The organism is Bradyrhizobium sp. HKCCYLRH3073 (assembly GCF_051167995.1).
Classification (GTDB): domain Bacteria; phylum Pseudomonadota; class Alphaproteobacteria; order Rhizobiales; family Xanthobacteraceae; genus Bradyrhizobium.
This window is the reverse complement of the sequence record NZ_JBNPUD010000011.1, coordinates 104,198-121,022: the sequence shown is the minus strand read 5'-3', so window position 1 is coordinate 121,022 and position 16,825 is coordinate 104,198. Positions and strand designations below refer to the sequence as shown.

At 65.8% G+C, this 16,825-nt stretch carries 17 protein-coding genes; 9 read left to right on the top strand and 8 right to left on the bottom strand.

The window, feature by feature from the left end; translation table 11 throughout:
* Positions 1-207 precede the first annotated feature (207 nt).
* Positions 208-1,128, bottom strand: a complete 921-nt coding sequence (locus ACQR1X_RS24425) for a hypothetical protein (protein WP_434899723.1) — start codon at positions 1,126-1,128, stop codon at positions 208-210.
* Between the two features lie 441 nt (positions 1,129-1,569).
* Between ACQR1X_RS24425 and ACQR1X_RS24420 the strand changes: the two genes are divergently transcribed.
* Both ACQR1X_RS24420 and ACQR1X_RS24415 read left to right on the top strand, forming a co-directional pair.
* Positions 1,570-3,222, top strand: a complete 1,653-nt coding sequence (locus ACQR1X_RS24420; protein WP_316182575.1) for a glycosyltransferase family 39 protein — start codon at positions 1,570-1,572, stop codon at positions 3,220-3,222.
* A 105-nt stretch (positions 3,223-3,327) separates the two neighbouring features.
* Positions 3,328-4,107 (top strand): class II aldolase/adducin family protein, encoded by a 780-nt coding sequence (locus ACQR1X_RS24415; protein ID WP_315804214.1) that lies wholly within the window; start codon positions 3,328-3,330, stop codon positions 4,105-4,107.
* Between the two features lie 108 nt (positions 4,108-4,215).
* Here ACQR1X_RS24415 and ACQR1X_RS24410 read toward each other — a convergent pair whose 3' ends face one another.
* The 5 genes from ACQR1X_RS24410 to groES form a co-directional block, all read right to left on the bottom strand.
* On the bottom strand, positions 4,216-4,749 hold the full coding sequence (locus ACQR1X_RS24410) for a hypothetical protein (protein WP_434899722.1): 534 nt from the start codon (positions 4,747-4,749) through the stop codon (positions 4,216-4,218).
* 90 nt (positions 4,750-4,839) lie between these two features.
* Positions 4,840-5,289 (bottom strand): Hsp20 family protein, encoded by a 450-nt coding sequence (locus ACQR1X_RS24405; RefSeq protein ID WP_315804216.1) that lies wholly within the window; start codon positions 5,287-5,289, stop codon positions 4,840-4,842.
* A gap of 267 nt (positions 5,290-5,556) precedes the next feature.
* Positions 5,557-5,787 carry a hypothetical protein gene (locus tag ACQR1X_RS24400; RefSeq protein WP_315716108.1) on the bottom strand — a complete coding sequence of 77 codons (231 nt, stop codon included), beginning with the start codon at positions 5,785-5,787 and terminating at the stop codon, positions 5,557-5,559.
* Between the two features lie 265 nt (positions 5,788-6,052).
* Positions 6,053-7,675 carry a chaperonin GroEL gene (gene groL, locus ACQR1X_RS24395; RefSeq protein ID WP_434899721.1) on the bottom strand — a complete coding sequence of 541 codons (1,623 nt, stop codon included), beginning with the start codon at positions 7,673-7,675 and terminating at the stop codon, positions 6,053-6,055.
* Between the two features lie 40 nt (positions 7,676-7,715).
* Positions 7,716-8,030 (bottom strand): co-chaperone GroES, encoded by a 315-nt coding sequence (groES, locus tag ACQR1X_RS24390; RefSeq protein WP_316182572.1) that lies wholly within the window; start codon positions 8,028-8,030, stop codon positions 7,716-7,718.
* A gap of 222 nt (positions 8,031-8,252) precedes the next feature.
* On the opposite strand from groES, the gene ACQR1X_RS24385 reads away from it, so the two are divergent.
* The gene (locus ACQR1X_RS24385; RefSeq protein ID WP_434837905.1) at positions 8,253-9,347 is read left to right on the top strand and encodes a trypsin-like peptidase domain-containing protein; all 1,095 of its coding nucleotides are present in this window, start codon (positions 8,253-8,255) and stop codon (positions 9,345-9,347) included.
* Positions 9,348-9,492: 145 nt separating this feature from the next.
* A complete protein-coding gene (locus ACQR1X_RS24380; RefSeq protein ID WP_316182569.1) occupies positions 9,493-10,704 on the top strand; it encodes a GGDEF domain-containing protein in 1,212 nt (403 codons plus the stop codon).
* Between the two features lie 135 nt (positions 10,705-10,839).
* On the opposite strand, the gene ACQR1X_RS24375 is transcribed toward ACQR1X_RS24380, so the two are convergent.
* Both ACQR1X_RS24375 and ACQR1X_RS24370 read right to left on the bottom strand, forming a co-directional pair.
* Positions 10,840-12,243 carry a M20/M25/M40 family metallo-hydrolase gene (locus ACQR1X_RS24375; RefSeq protein WP_316182567.1) on the bottom strand — a complete coding sequence of 468 codons (1,404 nt, stop codon included), beginning with the start codon at positions 12,241-12,243 and terminating at the stop codon, positions 10,840-10,842.
* A 158-nt stretch (positions 12,244-12,401) separates the two neighbouring features.
* On the bottom strand, positions 12,402-14,009 hold the full coding sequence (locus ACQR1X_RS24370) for a helicase HerA-like domain-containing protein (RefSeq protein ID WP_434899720.1): 1,608 nt from the start codon (positions 14,007-14,009) through the stop codon (positions 12,402-12,404).
* A gap of 335 nt (positions 14,010-14,344) precedes the next feature.
* Here ACQR1X_RS24370 and ACQR1X_RS24365 point away from each other — a divergent pair, with 335 nt between their 5' ends.
* The 5 genes from ACQR1X_RS24365 (at position 14,345) to folK (ending at position 16,821) form a co-directional block, all read left to right on the top strand.
* The gene (locus ACQR1X_RS24365) at positions 14,345-14,551 is read left to right on the top strand and encodes a hypothetical protein (protein WP_315804223.1); all 207 of its coding nucleotides are present in this window, start codon (positions 14,345-14,347) and stop codon (positions 14,549-14,551) included.
* Positions 14,552-14,618: 67 nt separating this feature from the next.
* Complete coding sequence (locus ACQR1X_RS24360) at positions 14,619-15,026, top strand: DUF4332 domain-containing protein (protein WP_316182561.1); 408 nt, start codon at positions 14,619-14,621, stop codon at positions 15,024-15,026.
* Positions 15,027-15,101: 75 nt separating this feature from the next.
* Positions 15,102-15,959 carry a dihydropteroate synthase gene (gene folP / locus ACQR1X_RS24355; RefSeq protein WP_434899719.1) on the top strand — a complete coding sequence of 286 codons (858 nt, stop codon included), beginning with the start codon at positions 15,102-15,104 and terminating at the stop codon, positions 15,957-15,959.
* Complete coding sequence (gene folB / locus ACQR1X_RS24350) at positions 15,956-16,324, top strand: dihydroneopterin aldolase (RefSeq protein WP_315804226.1); 369 nt, start codon at positions 15,956-15,958, stop codon at positions 16,322-16,324. Before folP ends, folB begins: the two co-directional genes overlap by 4 nt.
* A gap of 5 nt (positions 16,325-16,329) precedes the next feature.
* Positions 16,330-16,821 carry a 2-amino-4-hydroxy-6-hydroxymethyldihydropteridine diphosphokinase gene (gene folK, locus ACQR1X_RS24345; protein ID WP_316218106.1) on the top strand — a complete coding sequence of 164 codons (492 nt, stop codon included), beginning with the start codon at positions 16,330-16,332 and terminating at the stop codon, positions 16,819-16,821.
* The last annotated feature ends 4 nt before the right edge of the window (positions 16,822-16,825 follow it).

Here is a 16,825-nt window from a genome sequence, read left to right as displayed (position 1 = left end):
CTGTGACCGTCGATCGCAAGTATCCCTCGATCGCAAGTATCACTCGCGCCGAGTGGCAGCGTTGCCTCGCGATTCTGCAAGCAATATGGGCAAATGACTGGCAAAATGACAAGATAGTGAGGACTTCTTCTTGAGAAGTCTGTCACCCGCCAAGTAGTGTGTACCGTATGCCAGCCGGGTTCAACCTGACCGTGTGATCCCGCTGCCTCAGGTCCGGCCTTCGAGATGGGCGCGCAGCTCGTCGATCGACGCAAAGCGCATCATCCCTTCGGGCATCTGCGCCTCGATCGAGCCGTCGGAATAGAGCGAATAGGCCATCCCATCCACCACGCCCGACTTGACGATGCTGACGGCCGGCGCGTCCAGATCCTTCGGCTCAGGCGGCGGCGGGGTTGGCTCGGGATCGACGAAGGCCGGGGCGGCCCGCGCCAGGCGCCGCGGGAACGGCGGGCGCAGAGGCTCCGGCGTCCGCTCCGGTCGCGACCAGCCGTCCGACGCGCCCGGCTCGGTCGCGGCAGGTTCGTCCAGCGGCACGGGCGGCGGGGCGCTGAGGGGCGGTGACCGGAAATCCGTCGGCAGCGGCTCGGCGCCGCGCTTCTCCGCGCGTTCCCGCTCCCGGCGCGACGACGCAAACAGCAGATTGCGCTTGGGCCGCTCGGCGGGTTCGGACGGCGACTCGGCGGGATCCCGCAAGGACTCGGAGGCGCGCAGCGAGCTTGACAAGGGAGACGAGGACAGCGGTGAGGACGACGACAGCCCCGAGGACAAGGGGGCCGACAGGTCCGGCATGCGAGGACGCGGACGCGGCGAGCCGCCTTCGCGCCAGACATCTTCTGTCGGCGGCACCGGGGCGGTCTCGAAGTCGGTCGTCCCGGCGGCAGGCGGGAGCTGCAGAGGCTTGGCGTCGGACTCGGCGCCCGAACGCGACCTCAGCCGGCTCGAAATCACCTTCAGCTCGTTGAGGACGGCCGCCAGTCCGAACAGGATCAGCCCGCTGCACACGCCAAGGGTCCCCGACAGGATCAGCGTATTACCGACGCTGAACTCCTTGACCGGAATTCCCCAGGCGATCGCCCCGAGCCCGGCCAACACGGCGAGGGCCCCGGCGGCCAACATTGCACTCATCATCGAACTCATCCCCTAATGCGCCGGTTCCGGGCGGTGTCCCGACCGAAATCACATTAGATAGCTGCGGTTGCGCGCGTCCTTGAATCCGGTTTCTAGTCCAAATCCGCGACGATTTGCAGCGGAAGTTCGTCCAAGACCGCCGAAGTTCGTATCCGACCTGCGCCGCCCGCCACGATCCCGCCACAATACGGTTCAGCCAACCCTCGGAATTCCTGGAGGTTCCTCTCGGGTTCTCCCGGTCCTTCTGGTTCAGCGGGCGTTCATTTGGCTGTGCCAATATGGCGCTTAGCAGCCGAAATTCGGGTCCCCGCTGCGCTGCGACAAGGCGTGCCTCCCATATTTTCGACACCTCCGAACACGGGACGCGCTATACGCAGGCGGGGAACACAAGCCTGAAACGCGGAAGCGGGGTCGCCAGGGGACGCCGGGTCACACTCAGCCATGACAACGATAACCACTTCGGTCCTCGAGACGCCGACGCGGCGGTCCCTCGAGCGGACGTATGACGATCTCGCCGTGTTCGTGCTCGCCGCAGTCGCGGTGGTGGCCGGACTGACGTTCCGGGATTACGGCCTCGGCTGGGACGATTACACCCATGCCGAATATGCCGATCTGTTGCTGCGCATGTACGGCTCCGGTTTCAGGGACCAGGCGGCGCTGTCGTTCGCCAACCTCTATATGTACGGTGGCGGCTTCGACATGGTTGCAGCCCTGCTGCACAAGATCATGCCGCTGGAATTGTTCGAGACCCGCCGGCTGGTCGGGGCCATCGTCGGGCTGATTGGCCTCGGCGTGACCTGGCGCCTGGCGCGCCGCATCGGCGGCCCCGTGGCCGGCCTCGCCGCGCTGCTGCTGCTGGCGCTCTGCCCGATCTTCTACGGCCACATGTTCATGAACCCGAAGGACGCGCCCTTCGCGGTCGCCATGGTGGTGCTGCTGATGGGCCTCGTGCGCCTTGCCGAGGAGTATCCCTACCCCTCGCCACGCACCATCCTGATCATCGGCCTCGGCGCCGGCTTCTCGATCGGCTCGCGGATCCTCGGCGGCATGGCCGTGGTCTACGCCATGGTCGGCTTCATGCCGCTGTTCATGGAGGAGTACCGCACGCAAGGGCCCCGCGAGGCGATCCGCCGCTTCGCCCACGTGCTCTACGTGCTGATCCCCGGCCTGATCCTGGGCTACCTGATCATGGGGCTGATCTGGCCGTGGTCGATCATCGAACCGGCCAACCCGTTCCGGGCCCTGACCTACTTCTCGCATTTCTTCGAGAAGCCGTGGAAGGAGATGTTCGACGGGGCGCTGGTCTCGGTGCCCGACATGCCCTGGTCGTATCTGCCGACGCTGTTCGCGCTGCAACTGCCCGAACTGATGATCGCGCTGTTCGTCGCCGGCGTCGTCGCCTCGATCATGTCGCTGTCGCGGCCCGACATGCCGGCGCGCCAGAAGAGCATCCTGTTGATGCTGACCCTAGCGGCGACGCTGCCGATCCTGATCGCGATCGTCAAACGCCCGGCGCTCTACAACGGCATCCGCCATTTCGTGTTCGTGATCCCGCCGATGGCGCTGCTCGGCGGCATCGCCTTCTCCTGGCTTCTGTCGTGGCTCAACGCCGACGAGCGCCGGAGCTGGCAGCCGGTGGCGATCGCCGCGTTCTGCTTCGGCCTGCTGCTGCCGCTGGCGGAGATGATCCGGCTGCATCCCTATCAGTACACCCACTTCAACTTCATCGCCGGCACCGTGCGCGAGGCCGACACCCGCTTCATGCTCGACTATTGGGGGCTGGCGCTGAAGCAGGCCTCCGACGGGCTGAAGGAACAGCTCGACGAGCGCCAGGAGGTGCCGCCGATCGGGCACAAATGGAAGGTCGCGGTCTGCGGCCCGCAGCGCCCCGCCCAGGTCGCGCTCGGCCCCGATTTCACCATCGGCTGGGACAGCCATGCGGCCGACTTCGCCATGACGCTCGGCGAGTTCTACTGCAAGGGACTGACCGCACCCGTGATGGTCGAGATCAAGCGCGACGATGTCGTGTTCGCCCGGGTCTACGACATCCGCGGCCGCAGCATCTCCAGCCTGCTGTCGATCCCGGCGCCCTGAGCGGCGCACTCGGCCAAACGGCATGACTGCCCCCCCTGCCCCGCGCCTTGTCGCGCGGCGGCGAGCCGCTTAGGCTCCGGTCAACCCAGGAAATCGGAGAATGCCATGTCGCCAGCCGAAGCGCGCCTCAAGGAAGTGCCGTCGAACATGACCGAGGCCGAATGGTCGCAGCGGGTCAATCTCGCCGCCGCCTACCGGCTGGTGGCGCTGTTCGGCTGGGACGACCTGGTGGACACTCACATCTCCGCCCGCGTGCCCGGCCCCGAGCATCACTTCCTGATCAACCCCTATGGCCTGCTGTTCGAGGAGATCACCGCCTCCAGCCTGATCAAGGTCGACCTCTACGGCAATCAGTTGTCCGAGAGCGAGTACAGCATCAATCCCGCCGGGTTCACCATCCATTCCGCGATCCACGAGGTGCGCGAGGATGCCGGCTGCGTCATCCATCTGCACACGCTGGACGGCGTCGCCGTGTCGAGCTGCGCCGACGGCCTGCTGCCGCTGAACCAGATCGCGCAATACGTGACCCACGACCTCGCCTATCACGACTATGAAGGCGTGGCGCTGGACCATGACGAGCGGCCGCGGCTGCAGCACGACCTCGGCAGCAAGAACCACATGCTGCTGCGCAATCACGGCACGCTGACGGTCGGCCGCTCCGTCGCCTCCGCCTTCGAGCGCATGTATCATCTGGAGCGCGCCTGCTCGATCCAGGTGCGCACCCGCACGCTCGGTCCCTCGGCCTATCCGGTGCGCGACGAGGTCATCGACAAGAACGCGAAGCTGTTCGACAACGAGGATCGCGTCGAGCTGCGCTCCAATCAGTTGGTGTGGCCGCCGCTGCTGCGCCGGCTCGATCGCGTCAACCCGGGCTACCGGAATTGATTTTTCGCCGATGATCGGCTAGCCTGGGACCATCACCCTCTACGCTTTTCGGAGTCAAACGCCGCCCAATTCCGGGCGGCGTTTTCATTCGTCCGGCGATGTCCCTCGTCAGCAGCACCCGGCCCGAGCCGAGCCATGCCGCTCGGCCGGGCCGTGCACTTGCTGCAGCTCCTCGGCCAGCCGGCGCTCGACGAAGCGCCGCTCGTGCTCGGCGAGGTGGGTGGCAAGCAGCTTGCGATAGCGCCGCACATTGGCCTCGCGCGAGAACCGCAGGCGGGCGGCGGGCCGCATCCTGCCGCTAGCGGTGCTGTCCATCGCAGCGCCATCGGCCTCGACATCGACGCGCGGAACGATGCGCATGGCCGCCCCGCCGCGCGGGCGCGGCGGCTGATCCTCGCGGTCGAGCTGACGCAGCGCGCCGAGCACATCGGCCAGATGCAGCGGCCTGGAGATGCCCGGAATCTTGCGCAGGCCCGGCTGCGACTCGACGGCATACATGTCTGACGCCCAGGACGACAGGATCAGCCGCTTCTCGGCCAGTGACAGCTTGCGGTCGTTCAGCAGGTCGGCCGGCGACTCGTAGTGCGAGACCGGATGGAATCCGGCTCTGCCCGCGGTGATCGAAAAACGGTGCTCGCTCATGGCGTCTCTCCTCTTCCACTCCTTTCACAAGAGACAGATGCTGCAAGGGCGCCGGCGACACGCCGCCCGCGCCGCAACTCGAACAAGGCGTCAGGCCGCCTTCTGCTGCGCGATCTTTTCGACCGGCACTGTACCGATGGCGATGCGGCGCGGCTTCATCGCCTCGGGGATCTCGCGCACGAGCTCGATCCGCAGCAGGCCGTTGTCGAACGCCGCGTTGGTCACCTGCACGTAGTCGGCGAGATTGAACTGCCGCTTGAACGGCCGCGACGAGATGCCTTGATAGAGATATTCGCGGGTCTCCTTGTCGCCCTTGCGTCCTTCCACCGTGAGCACGTTGTGCTCGGCGGTGATCGACAGCTCGTCCGGCGCGAACCCCGCCAGCGCCAGCGAAATCTGGTAGCGGTCGTCGCCGAGCCGCTCGATGTTGTACGGGGGATAGTTGTCCTCGACCGCGCGCTGGGTCTCGTCGAGCAGATCGAACAGACGGTCGAAACCGATGGTCGAACGCCACAGCGGAGAGAAGTCGTAGGTCCTCATAGCCAAGTCCTCCTGAGAGCAAGATGGATACGAAGGAGCGCCGAGCCGATGCGGACTTCAAAGTCCCGGAGATGTCTAAGTACCAAGAGACTTGGTACAAGAGACTTCTGAGTACCAGACAACCGGTCAGCGCCCAGATTTCGACCAGGCCCTGATGGCACCCGGCGCCGCCGAAGCGGCAGCAGACGAATTAGAACAACCGATATCCATTTCAAGAGGGGAAGATCGAATTTTTTGTCGCAGCCTTTTTTCGCGGCGCAACACCCGTCAGGCGGCCACGGCAGACAGCCGCTGCAGCCGCATCGTCGCCTCGCGGAGCACGCTGACCAGCCGGTCGCGCTCGCGCTGATCGATGTCACCGCGCGACAGCACGGCCTGGCAGTGTGCCACCACGCGCTGTTCGCTCTCGATCAGAAACCGTGTCAAGCGACGCGGATCGCCCATGCTCATGACGGAGGTCGGGTTGGGCGGCGGATGATCGTATTGCCAGGCTGGCATGATCGGGCCTGCGAGCTCGCGCTGCTGATGAGACCGGGCGGCGCGACAGCGCTCAACCACACCTCCCGTCGACCGTCGGTCCGTTCTCAGCCGGCTCACCGAATGCAATTGTGGCCGGTTGTGGACGGATTGCGGTCGTTGGCCTGATTGATAGCTGCGCGTTGTGGCCGATCCACGACCTCACGGGGCAGCGATCAGTTGTTTGTCGATATTTCTTTCGGGGAGCCGGGGGTGGCTGCGGCCAGCCGCCCCCGGCTGCATCGGATCAGAAGTCCATCGACGGCGCGGCCGCGGTGGCGTCGGCCTTCTTCGGCTTGTCCGCCACCAGCGCCTCGGTGGTGATCAGCAGCGAGGCGACCGAGGCCGCGTCCTGCAACGCGGTACGGACCACCTTGGCCGGGTCGATCACGCCGGCCTGCACCAGATCCTGGTACTCGCCGGTCGCGGCGTTGAAGCCCCAACCATAGGCATCCTTCTCCAGGAGCTTGCCGACCACCAGCGAGCCGTCCTCCCCGGCGTTCTGCACGATCTGCCGCACCGGCACCTGGATGGCGCGGCGGACGATGTCGACGCCGGCCTTCTGGTCGGCATTGGCGGTCTTGACGCCGTCGAGCACCTTGGTGGCGCGCAGCAGCGCCACGCCGCCGCCGGGCAGGATGCCCTCCTCCACCGCGGCGCGGGTGGCGTGCAGCGCATCGTCGACGCGGTCCTTGCGCTCCTTGACCTCGACCTCGGTGGCGCCGCCGACCCGGATCACCGCGACGCCGCCGGCGAGCTTGGCCAGCCGCTCCTGCAGCTTCTCGCGGTCGTAGTCGGAGGTGGTCTCCTCGATCTGCAGCTTGATCTGCTGCGCGCGGGCCTCGATGTCGGCCTTCTTGCCGGCGCCGTCGACGATGGTGGTGTTCTCCTTGTCGATCACGACCTTCTTGGCGCGGCCGAGCATCGACAGGGTCACGTTCTCCAGCTTGATGCCGAGATCCTCGGAGATGGTCGTGCCGCCGGTGAGGATCGCGATGTCCTCCAGCATCGCCTTGCGGCGATCGCCGAAGCCCGGCGCCTTGACGGCCGCGATCTTCAGGCCGCCACGCAGCTTGTTGACGACCAGGGTCGCCAGCGCCTCGCCCTCGACGTCTTCAGCCACGATCAGCAGCGGCTTGCCCGACTGCACCACGGCCTCGAGCAGCGGCAGCATGGTCTGCAAGCCCGACAGCTTCTTCTCGTGGATCAGGATGTAGGGATCCTCGAGCTCGACCCGCATCTTCTCGGAGTTGGTGACGAAGTACGGCGAGACATAGCCGCGGTCGAACTGCATGCCCTCGACCACTTCCAGCTCGGTATCGAGGCTCTTGGCCTCCTCGACCGTGATCACGCCCTCGTTGCCGACCTTCTGCATGGCCTCGGCGAGGAAACGCCCGATCTCATTGTCGCCATTGGCCGAGATGGTGCCGACCTGGGCGATCTCGTCGTTGCTGGTGATCTTCCTGGCGTGCGCCTTGAGGTCCGCGACGATCGCGTCGACGGCGAGATCAATGCCGCGCTTGAGATCCATCGGGTTCATGCCGGCGGCCACCGACTTGGCGCCCTCCTTCACGATGGCCTGGGCGAGCACGGTGGCGGTCGTGGTGCCGTCGCCGGCGAGATCGGCGGTCTTCGAGGCCACCTCGCGCACCATCTGCGCGCCCATGTTCTCGAACTTGTCCTCCAGCTCGATCTCCTTGGCGACCGTGACGCCGTCCTTGGTGATGCGCGGCGCGCCGAACGATTTCTCGATCACGACATTGCGGCCCCTGGGGCCGAGCGTGACCTTCACGGCATTGGCGAGGATGTCGACGCCGCGCAGCATGCGGTCGCGCGCGTCGGTGGAAAACTTCACGTCCTTGGCAGCCATGTTCATCGTCTCCTTTCCTTCGATGACTGTCAGTTGGGGATCAGGCGGCCTTCTTCGCCGCGGCGGGCGCGTCGATGATGCCGAGCAGGTCGCTCTCCTTCATGATCAGGAGATCCTTGCCGTCGATCTTGACCTCGGTGCCCGACCACTTCGCGAACAACACGCGGTCTCCCGGCTTGACGCCGAGGGCGACCTGCTGCCCCTGCTCGTTCCGCGCCCCCGGACCCGCGGCAACGATCTCGCCCTCCTGCGGCTTCTCCTTCGCGGTGTCGGGAATGATGATGCCGCCCTTGGTCTTCTCCTCGGCATCGATGCGGCGCACGAGCACGCGGTCGTGCAATGGACGGAAATGCATGCACATCCTCCTTTACAGATCAGCGATGTCATAAGCCTCGGGTCCCATCAGGCCCCCGGGCGAGCAACGACCTAGGAAAGCCGAACTTTTCGTTCAAGAGGGTCACGCAAATTTTTTGGCACTCTCGGGGAACGATTGCCAGCCCGGCTCTTGAACCGGGCCGGCCGCCTTCCCAGCTCTGTCGTCGCCAAAAAATCCTGATCGCGCTTGTTGGGGATCACGATGCAGCTTCCGCCTTCTCTCCGGGCCGTCCTGGCGCCTGCCATCCTGCTTTGCCTGATGACTGGGCCTGCCTTGGCCCAAATTCCCGATCTCAAGCTCGGCCGGGTGCCGACGCTCGCGCCGCTGGTCAAGGAGGTGACGCCGGCCGTCGTCAACATCTCGGTCGAGGGCAAGGTCCGCCAGGACAACCCGCTCTACCAGGACCCGCTGTTCCGCGAGTTCTTCGACGTGCCGAAGCAGGTCGAGAAGCAGATCAGCGCGACCGGCTCCGGCGTCATCGTCGATGCGCAGCGCGGCTACGTGATGACGGCCAACCACGTCGTCGAACACGTCACGACAGCGCAGATCCGCACCAAGGATGGCCGCAAATTCGCCGCCCGCCTGGTCGGGCGCGATCCCGCCACCGACATCGCGCTGCTGCAGATCAGGGACCCGATCGAGCTCAGGGCCATCGCACTCGGCGACAGCGACGCGCTCGAGGTCGGCGACTTCGTGATCGCGGTCGGCAACCCGTTCGGCCTCGGCCAGACGGTCACCTCGGGCCTCGTCAGCGCGCTCGGACGCACGGGCCTGGGCAAGCAGGGCTACGAGGATTTCATCCAGACCGACGCGGCGATCAATCCCGGCAATTCCGGCGGCGCGCTGATCAATCTGCGCGGCGAGCTGGTCGGCATCAACACCGCGATCATCTCGCCCGGCGGAGGCAATGTCGGCATCGGCTTCGCGGTGCCGATCAACATGGCGCGACGGGTGATGGAGCAGCTCGTCGCGAACGGCCGCGTCGATCGCGGCCGCATCGGCGTGACCCTGCTCGACCTCGACGCGCCGGCCGATGGCCGCATTCAAGGCGCGCGCGTCGCCGACGTCACCGTGGGCTCGCCGGCCGAACGCGCGGGGCTGCGCAAGGGCGACATCATCGTGAAGGCGAACGACATGCCGGTGCGCAGCGCCACGCAGGTGCGCAACCTAATCGGCCTCACGCCGGTCGGACAGCGCGTCCGTCTCGTGTTCGAGCGCGACCGCGCGCTCGGCAATGCGACAGTGGAGGTCGCGCCGGTCGCCGAAGAACGCGCGCGTGCCCGGACCTCGGGCTGAGAATTCAACTTCAGTTCGCTGTGAGCTGCGCATACCACGTGGAGTAAATTTTTACCGTGCATCAAGCATGCAGCGAGACGCCGATACCTCCATAAACGCGTGTTAAGTGCCCTCGCGGTTAGTGCAACCCCGCGGAGGTATTGAAATGCGGGGTGATGGTTTGTCGTTCAGTTTGCCACGCTGGCGCGTGACGCGCTGGCTGGCCGACCCGGGATATCCGGTGTCATCAGATATCCGCGGCGCATTGACCGGCGAGCTCTACGGCTGCTGGTCGGTGTTCGCCGGCGGCGCCATCAACACCGTCGCCGTTGCTGCTGCGCTTGCGCTGCGCACGCCGAGCCCGCTGTTCATCACCTGGTTCGTGCTCGAGGTCGCGGTCTGCCTGTCGCGGCTGGTCGTGATGATGATCGCCTACCGCCGCGCGCGCGAGCGGCTGGCGACGCCGACCGACATCCACATCCTGCTGTCGGTGGCCTGGAGCGCCAGCGTCGGCTTCGGCGTCGGCATCAGCCTCGCGTCCGGCGACTGGGTGGCCGCGTCACTGACCTGCATCTCCTCGGCCGCCATGGTGGGCGGCATCTGCTTTCGCAATTTCAGCGCGCCGCGCCTCGTCGGCACGATGATCCTGTTCAGCATCGGCCCCGTTATCCCCGGCGTCGCGACGTCGCATGAGCCGCTGTTGTTCGCGATGTATCTGCAGATGCCGGTCTACTTCCTCGCCATGACCGGCGCGGCGTTCCGGCTCAACAGGATGCTGGTGGCGGTGATGCAGGCCAAACGCGAGAGCGACGAGCGGGCGCGGCTCGATCCGCTCACGGGTCTGTCCAATCGCGCCGGCCTGATCGATGCGCTGCAGAGCAGGCTCAACGCCGGCGGCGATCGCAGCTTTGCCGTCCTGTATCTCGACCTCGATGGCTTCAAGCCGGTCAACGACACCTTCGGTCATGCCGCAGGCGATGAGCTGCTGAAGATCGTCGGCCGGACGCTGCGGCAGACCGCCGCTCCCGACGACGTCATCGCCCGGATCGGCGGCGACGAATTCGTCGTGCTCGCCGGTGATCCGGCGATCGACCACGCGCTGGCGCTCGGCGAGCGCATCATCGAGGTGATGACCGCGCCGATGGCCATGCCGGGCGGCGCGCATGTCCAGATCGGCATCAGCATCGGCATTGCCGTCGCGCCCGAGCACGGCACCGATCCGGAAGCCCTGCTGTTCGCGGCGGACGCCGCATTGTATGAAGCGAAGTCGAGCGGCAAGTCCTGCTGGCGGCTGGCCTCCGCCGAGGCCAACCTCGCAGCGCTGCGCAAGATCGCCGGCAGCGACCCGACCGCGAGCTCGGTCGCCAGCGCTGCGTGAGCTCAGCCTCAGGACAAGGACCAGCGCCATCGTGGCCCGGATGAGCGAAGCGACATCCGGGTTCTCACACCCTGCTGCGTTGACCCCGCATGGCGCTTCGCTCATGCGGGCGACGGACAGCGAGCCCCTGTCGCCCTACCGTGGCATCTCCGCGAGCGCGGCGAGGATGCGGGCCCAGGAGCGGATGCCCTTGTGGTAGCTCTTCAGGTCGTACTTCTCATTCGGCGAATGAATGTTGTCGTCGTCGAGGCCGAAGCCGACCAGCAGTGAATCGAGACCGAGCGTCCTCTTGAAATCGGTGACGATCGGGATCGAGGCGCCCGATCCCATCAGAATGGTCTCCTTGCCCCACTCCTCGGTCAGCGCCTGCTTGGCAGCCGCCAGCGGCTTCATGGTCCAGTCGAGCGCGATCGCAGCGCCCGCCGAATGATCGCCGAACTCGACCGAGCAGTCGCCGGGAATGCGCGCCGAGACGTAGTCGCGGAACGCCTTGCGGATCTTCAGCGGGTCCTGGCCCTCGACGAGGCGGAACGAGACCTTCGCATGCGCCAGCGACGGGATCACGGTCTTGGAGCCCTCGCCGATATAGCCGCCCCAGATGCCGTTGATGTCGCAGGTCGGTCGCGACGAGATCTGCTCGATCAGCAGACGATCCTTCTCGCCGGCGGGAATCGACAGGCCGATCGGCTTGAGAAAGCTCTCGGGCGTCAGGTTCAGCTTCTTCCACTGCTCCAGCACCTCAGGCGGAACGTCCTTCACGCCATCATAGAAGCCGGGAATGGTGATGCGGCCGTCGGCGTCGAACAGGCCGCCAAGCACTTCGGTCAGCACGCGGATCGGATTGCGCGCGCCGCCGCCGAACACGCCGGAATGCAGGTCGCGATTGGCGGCCTTGATCTTGATCTCCTCATAGAGCAGGCCGCGCAACGAGGTGGTGATCGCCGGCGTGTTCGGGTCCCACATGCCGGTGTCGCAGACCAGCGCGAAATCGGCCTTGAACTCGTCCTTGTTGGCCTCGAGGAACGGCACGAAGTTCTTGGAGCCGACCTCCTCCTCGCCTTCGATCAGCATGGTGATGTCGAGCGGCAGCGCGCCCGTCACCTTCTTCCAGGCGCGACAGGCCTCGACGAAGGTCATCAGTTGGCCCTTGTCGTCCTCGGCGCCGCGCGCGACGATGATCTTGCGGCCGTCGGCGTGATCGGCGACCACAGGCTCGAACGGCGGCCGGTGCCACAGGTCGAGCGGATCGACCGGCTGCACGTCGTAATGACCATAGAACAGGACATGCGGCTTGGCGGCGCCATGACCGTTGCTCTTGCCGACCACGGCCGGATGGCCAGCGGTCGGGCGCACCTCGGTCGCAAAGCCGAGCGTCGCAAGATCCTTGGCGAGGTGGTCGGCCGCCACCCTGCAATCGTCAGCAAAGGCCGGATCGGCCGAGATCGACTTGATGCGGATCAGCGCAAACAGCCGTTCCAGGCTGTTGTCGAAATCGGCATCGATGTGATCGAGAACGGATTGAAGCTGCGCATTGGCCATGGCCACCGGATCCTTCGCATGTAACGGCTATTGGCCCGCTTGTAGCTCCGTTGCGCGGTCCGGGCCAGCCTCATGCAAAGGCAGTGAATGCCGCCTGCGTCCCAAGTCGGCCGATGACATGGCAAGGCCATCACGCCGACCGGAAACACGACATCATCTCAACGCCGCAGCAGTCCACCGAGCGCGCCACGCACGAGGGATCGGCCGATCGAACTGCCCAAGGAGCCACCGACCTGCTTGCCGAGATCGGCCGCGATCCCGCCCACCACCTTGTCGGAGACCGAGCGGGCGACGTTGCGCGCGATCACCTGCGTGGTCGAGAGCTGGCCGCGCTTGACGTTGGTGCCGAAGATCGTCGCGGCGATGTCGCCGATCTTGCCGAGCACGCCGCCGGAGGAGGCTGCCGTCGTCACGGCGTTTCCCGCGATCCGCTTCTGCAGCAGCTCGTAGGCGGACTCGGCGTCGATCGCGGTGTCGTATTTGCCCTTGACCGGGCTCGCGGCGATGACCGCCTTGCGTTCCTCCGGCGTCACGGGTCCGATCCGCGCCGAGGGCGGCCGGATCAGGACGCGCTCCACCATCGCCGGTGTGCCGTTGCCCTCCAGGAACGACACCAGCGCCTCGCCCTTGCCGAGTTCCGTGATCACCTTCGCGGTATCGAGCTTGGGGTTGGGACGGAAAGTGTCGGCGGCGGCGGCCACCGCCTTCTGGTCGCGCGGCGTGAAGGCGCGCAGCGCGTGCTGCACGCGATTGCCCAATTGCCCGAGCACCCGGTCCGGAACATCGAGCGGATTCTGCGTGACGAAGTAGACGCCGACACCCTTCGACCGGATCAGCCGCACCACCTGCTCGATCTTGTCCATCAGCGCCTTCGGCGCATCATTGAACAACAGATGCGCCTCGTCGAAAAAGAAGACCAGCTTCGGCTTGGCGACGTCGCCGACCTCCGGCAGTTCCTCGAACAGCTCGGACAGCATCCAGAGCAGGAACGTCGCGTAGAGTCGCGGGCTCTCCAGCAGCCTGTCGGCGACGAGGATGTTGATCATGCCGCGGCCGTCGCGGTCGGTCTTCATGAAGTCGGTGAGCGCCAGCGCCGGTTCGCCGAAGAACTTCGTGCCGCCCTGGTTCTCGAGCACGAGCAACTGCCGCTGGATCGTGCCGACGGTCGCGCGCGTGACATTGCCGAACGACTGCGCCGCCTTCCGGATCGGCGCCAGAGGGTCGGCGTCCGCATCCGCGCCCTTCTTGGCTTCCGGAATGATGGCGTCGAGCAGCGCGCGCAGATCCTTCATGTCGATCAGGGCGAGGCCGTTCTCGTCGGCCACGCGGAACGCGACGTTAAGCACACCTTCCTGGACATCGTTCAGGTCGAGCATCCGCGCCAGCAGCAGCGGTCCCATCTCGGTGACGGTGGCGCGCACCGGATGCCCCTGCTCGCCGAACACATCCCAAAATACCGTCGAGAACTGATCGGGTTGATAGGTGAGGCCGAGCTCGGTGGCGCGCTTGAGGATGAAGTCCTTCGCTTCGCCGGTTTGCGAAATGCCCGAGAGATCACCTTTGATATCGGAGGCGAAGACCGGAACACCGGCACGGGCAAAACCTTCGGCCATCACCTGCAGCGAGACCGTCTTGCCGGTGCCGGTCGCGCCGGTGACCAGTCCATGGCGATTGGCAAGCGCCAGTGTCAACCAGGCCGGCTGCTCGCCGGCACCCACGAAGATCTTGTCGTCGGTATCAGCCAGGGGTTTTCCGGATGGTGCCATGATGATCCATCTTTCGAGAGAGAATGTTTCGCATCACACGTGGTGCGGAGCATCGCGTACGATAACATAGTTGAGTTTCGCGAGCTGGAACCAGCGTCAGGGTGCCTCACCTCTTCGCACGGCACGCACTTTTCTTAGCATTGGTGCCGCGCGATGCGCACGTTTGGTACGTAGATTCAACATCCGGTCTTGCATCGCTGCAACAGTTCATCGTCGATCGCGAATCGATTCGCGCACCAAGCCGGCTCCTCGCTTGTAATTCACGGATCGTCCGATCAAGATGAATTCAGCGAGAGGACGTCCGGTCGTGGGGGACCGGATGAGACGGGGTTCACATGAGCGAGTTGATTGAGCCGCTGGCCAGAACGGCCGGCATCAGTAAAGTCGTGGCTGAAATCATCGGCATCGGGCCTGACCTCCTCAGCGATATTGGATGGCGACGGCAGGGGCAGCAGCCGTCAGCCGGTGAACTTTTTGCGTTCGGCCGCGACCAAATCGAAGCCGATCAGTTGGCACGATCGCGACAGGCACACCCGGCCTGAGCCGGTTGCCCCAAGCCCGACCGCCTGGGCCAGATCATCTGAAGCACCTTCGCGCGCGCCGAGTATCATGACATATCCGATCACCGAACTCGAAGGCATGACGACCTTCTATGCCGCCAAGCTGAAAGCTTTGGGCATCCGGACCACCGACGCATTTCTCGAAGCCGCCCGGACCGTGAAAGGGCGCAAGGCGCTGGCCGCCAAGACCGGCATCAGCGAGCAGCAACTGCTCGATTGGGCAAACGCCGCCGATTACATGCGCATTCCCGGCATGGGCAAGGCCAAGGTCTGCCTCGTCCGCGCAGCCGGCGTGACCACCGTGCGCGAGCTGGCGCACCGCAATCCGGCCCGGCTGGCGCAGAACATCAAGGAAGTGAACACCCGGCGGAAGCTGGTTCGCATCCTGCCGTCGGAGAAGTCGGTCGGCCAGCTCATCGAAAAGGCGCGGCGGCTGGAGCCGAAGATCAGCTATTGATCGCCCTCTGGATTGACCGCGCTTGTGCAGTGCGACACCTTGACTTGACGGTGCCAACCGCGCAAAGCGGCGCCCATGAGCGCCATTTCGCCGCACTCCGCCCCGGACCTCGCGTCGAGCCACCCGCTGCTGCGGCCGTGGCTTTCGCGTCCATTCCCGGCGGTGATGGGCATTCTCAACGTCACACCGGATTCGTTCTCGGACGGCGGCCGTTTCGATGCGCCGGAACGGGCGATCGCGCAGGCCGAGCGCATGATCGCGGCCGGCGCCGACATCATCGACATCGGCGCCGAGTCGACCCGCCCCTACAAGGGCGCGGTGCCGGTCACAGCCGAGGAGGAACTGGCGCGCCTGCAGCCGATCCTGCCTGCGATCGTCGCACTCGGCGTGCCCGTGTCGATCGACAGCATGAAATCTCAAGTTGCAGGTTACGCGCTGGACCATGGTGCCGCAATCGCCAATGATGTGTGGGGCCTGCAGCGCGATCCCGCGATGGCCGCGGTCGTCGCCGCGCATGGCGCGCCGGTCGTGGTGATGCACAACCGTGCTGCCGTCGATCCGGAGATCGACATCATCGAAGACATGCTGGGCTTCTTCACGCGCTCGCTGGACATCGCGGCCAAGGCCGGCATCTCCATTGGGAACATCGTGCTCGATCCCGGTATCGGCTTCGGCAAGACGCCGCAGCAGAGCATGACGGCGCTGGCCCGGCTCGATGCATTCGCACGCTTCGGGCTGCCGCTGCTGGTCGGCGCATCGCGAAAACGTTTCATCAGCACCGTGGTGGCGTCGGAGCCGCAGGAGCGGCTCGGCGGCTCGATCGCGGCGCATCTGATTGCGGCTCGGCGCGGTGCTGCAATCATCCGGGCGCATGACGTCGTCGAGACGGTTCAGGCCGTGCGCGTGACCGCGGCAATCGAGGCACTGCGATGACCGATACGATCTTCATCAAGGGCGTTCTCATCCACGCGCGTCATGGCGTGATGGAGCATGAGAGCGAGGTCGGCCAGCGCTTCGTCATCGACCTCGAACTCTACACCGATCTGTCGGACTCCTCGCGCAGCGACCGCCTCGCCGACACCGTGTCTTATTCCGACGTGGTGGAGACGGCGACGGCGGCGTTCAAGGACACCAACTACCGCCTGCTCGAACGCGCGGCCGGCGCGGTCGCCGATGCGATCCTGTCGACCTTCGCCCGCATTCGCGCCGTCAAGGTCACGGTGCACAAGCCGCATGCGCCGATCGCCGCCATCTTCGAGGATGTCGGCGTCGTGCTGACGCGCTCGCGACATCCGTGACGGCGATGGCAAGCGCGCTGGTTGCTCTCGGCGGCAATGTCGGCGACGTCAGGGCGACGTTCCGGCGCGCCATTCCGGAGATCTGCGCGCGTGCCTCGGCTGCGCTCGTTGCGCGGTCGTCCGACTACACCACGCCGCCTTGGGGCGAGGAGCAGCAGCCGCCCTTCATCAATGCCTGCATCGAGATCGCAACCGCGATGCCCCCACGGCGGCTGCTCAGCGCTCTGCACGCGGTCGAACGCATGTTCGGCCGCGATCGCGCGCAAGAGACGCGTTGGGGTCCGCGGACGCTCGACCTCGATCTGATCGCCTATGACGACATCGCGGTCGACACGCCCGATCTGACGCTGCCGCACCCCCGGCTGTTCGAACGCGGCTTCGTGCTGGTGCCGTTGTCCGAGATCGTGCCGGCGCGACGGATTGCCGGGCGCCGCGTCGACGAGGCCGTGCTCGCCGTTTCGCGCGACGGAATCCGGCCGCTGCCGTCAGCCGAATAGCTGA

Coding starts and splice junctions, on each gene's coding strand:
- ACQR1X_RS24385 (WP_434837905.1), top strand. CDS start 8,253: ATGCAGCTTCCGCCTTCTCTCCGGGCCGTCCTGGCGCCTGCCATCCTG.
- folK (WP_316218106.1), top strand. CDS start 16,330: ATGGCAAGCGCGCTGGTTGCTCTCGGCGGCAATGTCGGCGACGTCAGG.
- ACQR1X_RS24360 (WP_316182561.1), top strand. CDS start 14,619: ATGACATATCCGATCACCGAACTCGAAGGCATGACGACCTTCTATGCC.
- ACQR1X_RS24370 (WP_434899720.1), bottom strand. CDS start 14,009: ATGGCACCATCCGGAAAACCCCTGGCTGATACCGACGACAAGATCTTC.
- ACQR1X_RS24420 (WP_316182575.1), top strand. CDS start 1,570: ATGACAACGATAACCACTTCGGTCCTCGAGACGCCGACGCGGCGGTCC.
- ACQR1X_RS24375 (WP_316182567.1), bottom strand. CDS start 12,243: ATGGCCAATGCGCAGCTTCAATCCGTTCTCGATCACATCGATGCCGAT.
- ACQR1X_RS24380 (WP_316182569.1), top strand. CDS start 9,493: ATGCGGGGTGATGGTTTGTCGTTCAGTTTGCCACGCTGGCGCGTGACG.
- folP (WP_434899719.1), top strand. CDS start 15,102: ATGAGCGCCATTTCGCCGCACTCCGCCCCGGACCTCGCGTCGAGCCAC.
- ACQR1X_RS24400 (WP_315716108.1), bottom strand. CDS start 5,787: ATGCCAGCCTGGCAATACGATCATCCGCCGCCCAACCCGACCTCCGTC.
- groL (WP_434899721.1), bottom strand. CDS start 7,675: ATGGCTGCCAAGGACGTGAAGTTTTCCACCGACGCGCGCGACCGCATG.
- groES (WP_316182572.1), bottom strand. CDS start 8,030: ATGCATTTCCGTCCATTGCACGACCGCGTGCTCGTGCGCCGCATCGAT.
- ACQR1X_RS24365 (WP_315804223.1), top strand. CDS start 14,345: ATGAGCGAGTTGATTGAGCCGCTGGCCAGAACGGCCGGCATCAGTAAA.
- folB (WP_315804226.1), top strand. CDS start 15,956: ATGACCGATACGATCTTCATCAAGGGCGTTCTCATCCACGCGCGTCAT.
- ACQR1X_RS24410 (WP_434899722.1), bottom strand. CDS start 4,749: ATGAGCGAGCACCGTTTTTCGATCACCGCGGGCAGAGCCGGATTCCAT.
- ACQR1X_RS24405 (WP_315804216.1), bottom strand. CDS start 5,289: ATGAGGACCTACGACTTCTCTCCGCTGTGGCGTTCGACCATCGGTTTC.
- ACQR1X_RS24415 (WP_315804214.1), top strand. CDS start 3,328: ATGTCGCCAGCCGAAGCGCGCCTCAAGGAAGTGCCGTCGAACATGACC.
- ACQR1X_RS24425 (WP_434899723.1), bottom strand. CDS start 1,128: ATGATGAGTGCAATGTTGGCCGCCGGGGCCCTCGCCGTGTTGGCCGGG.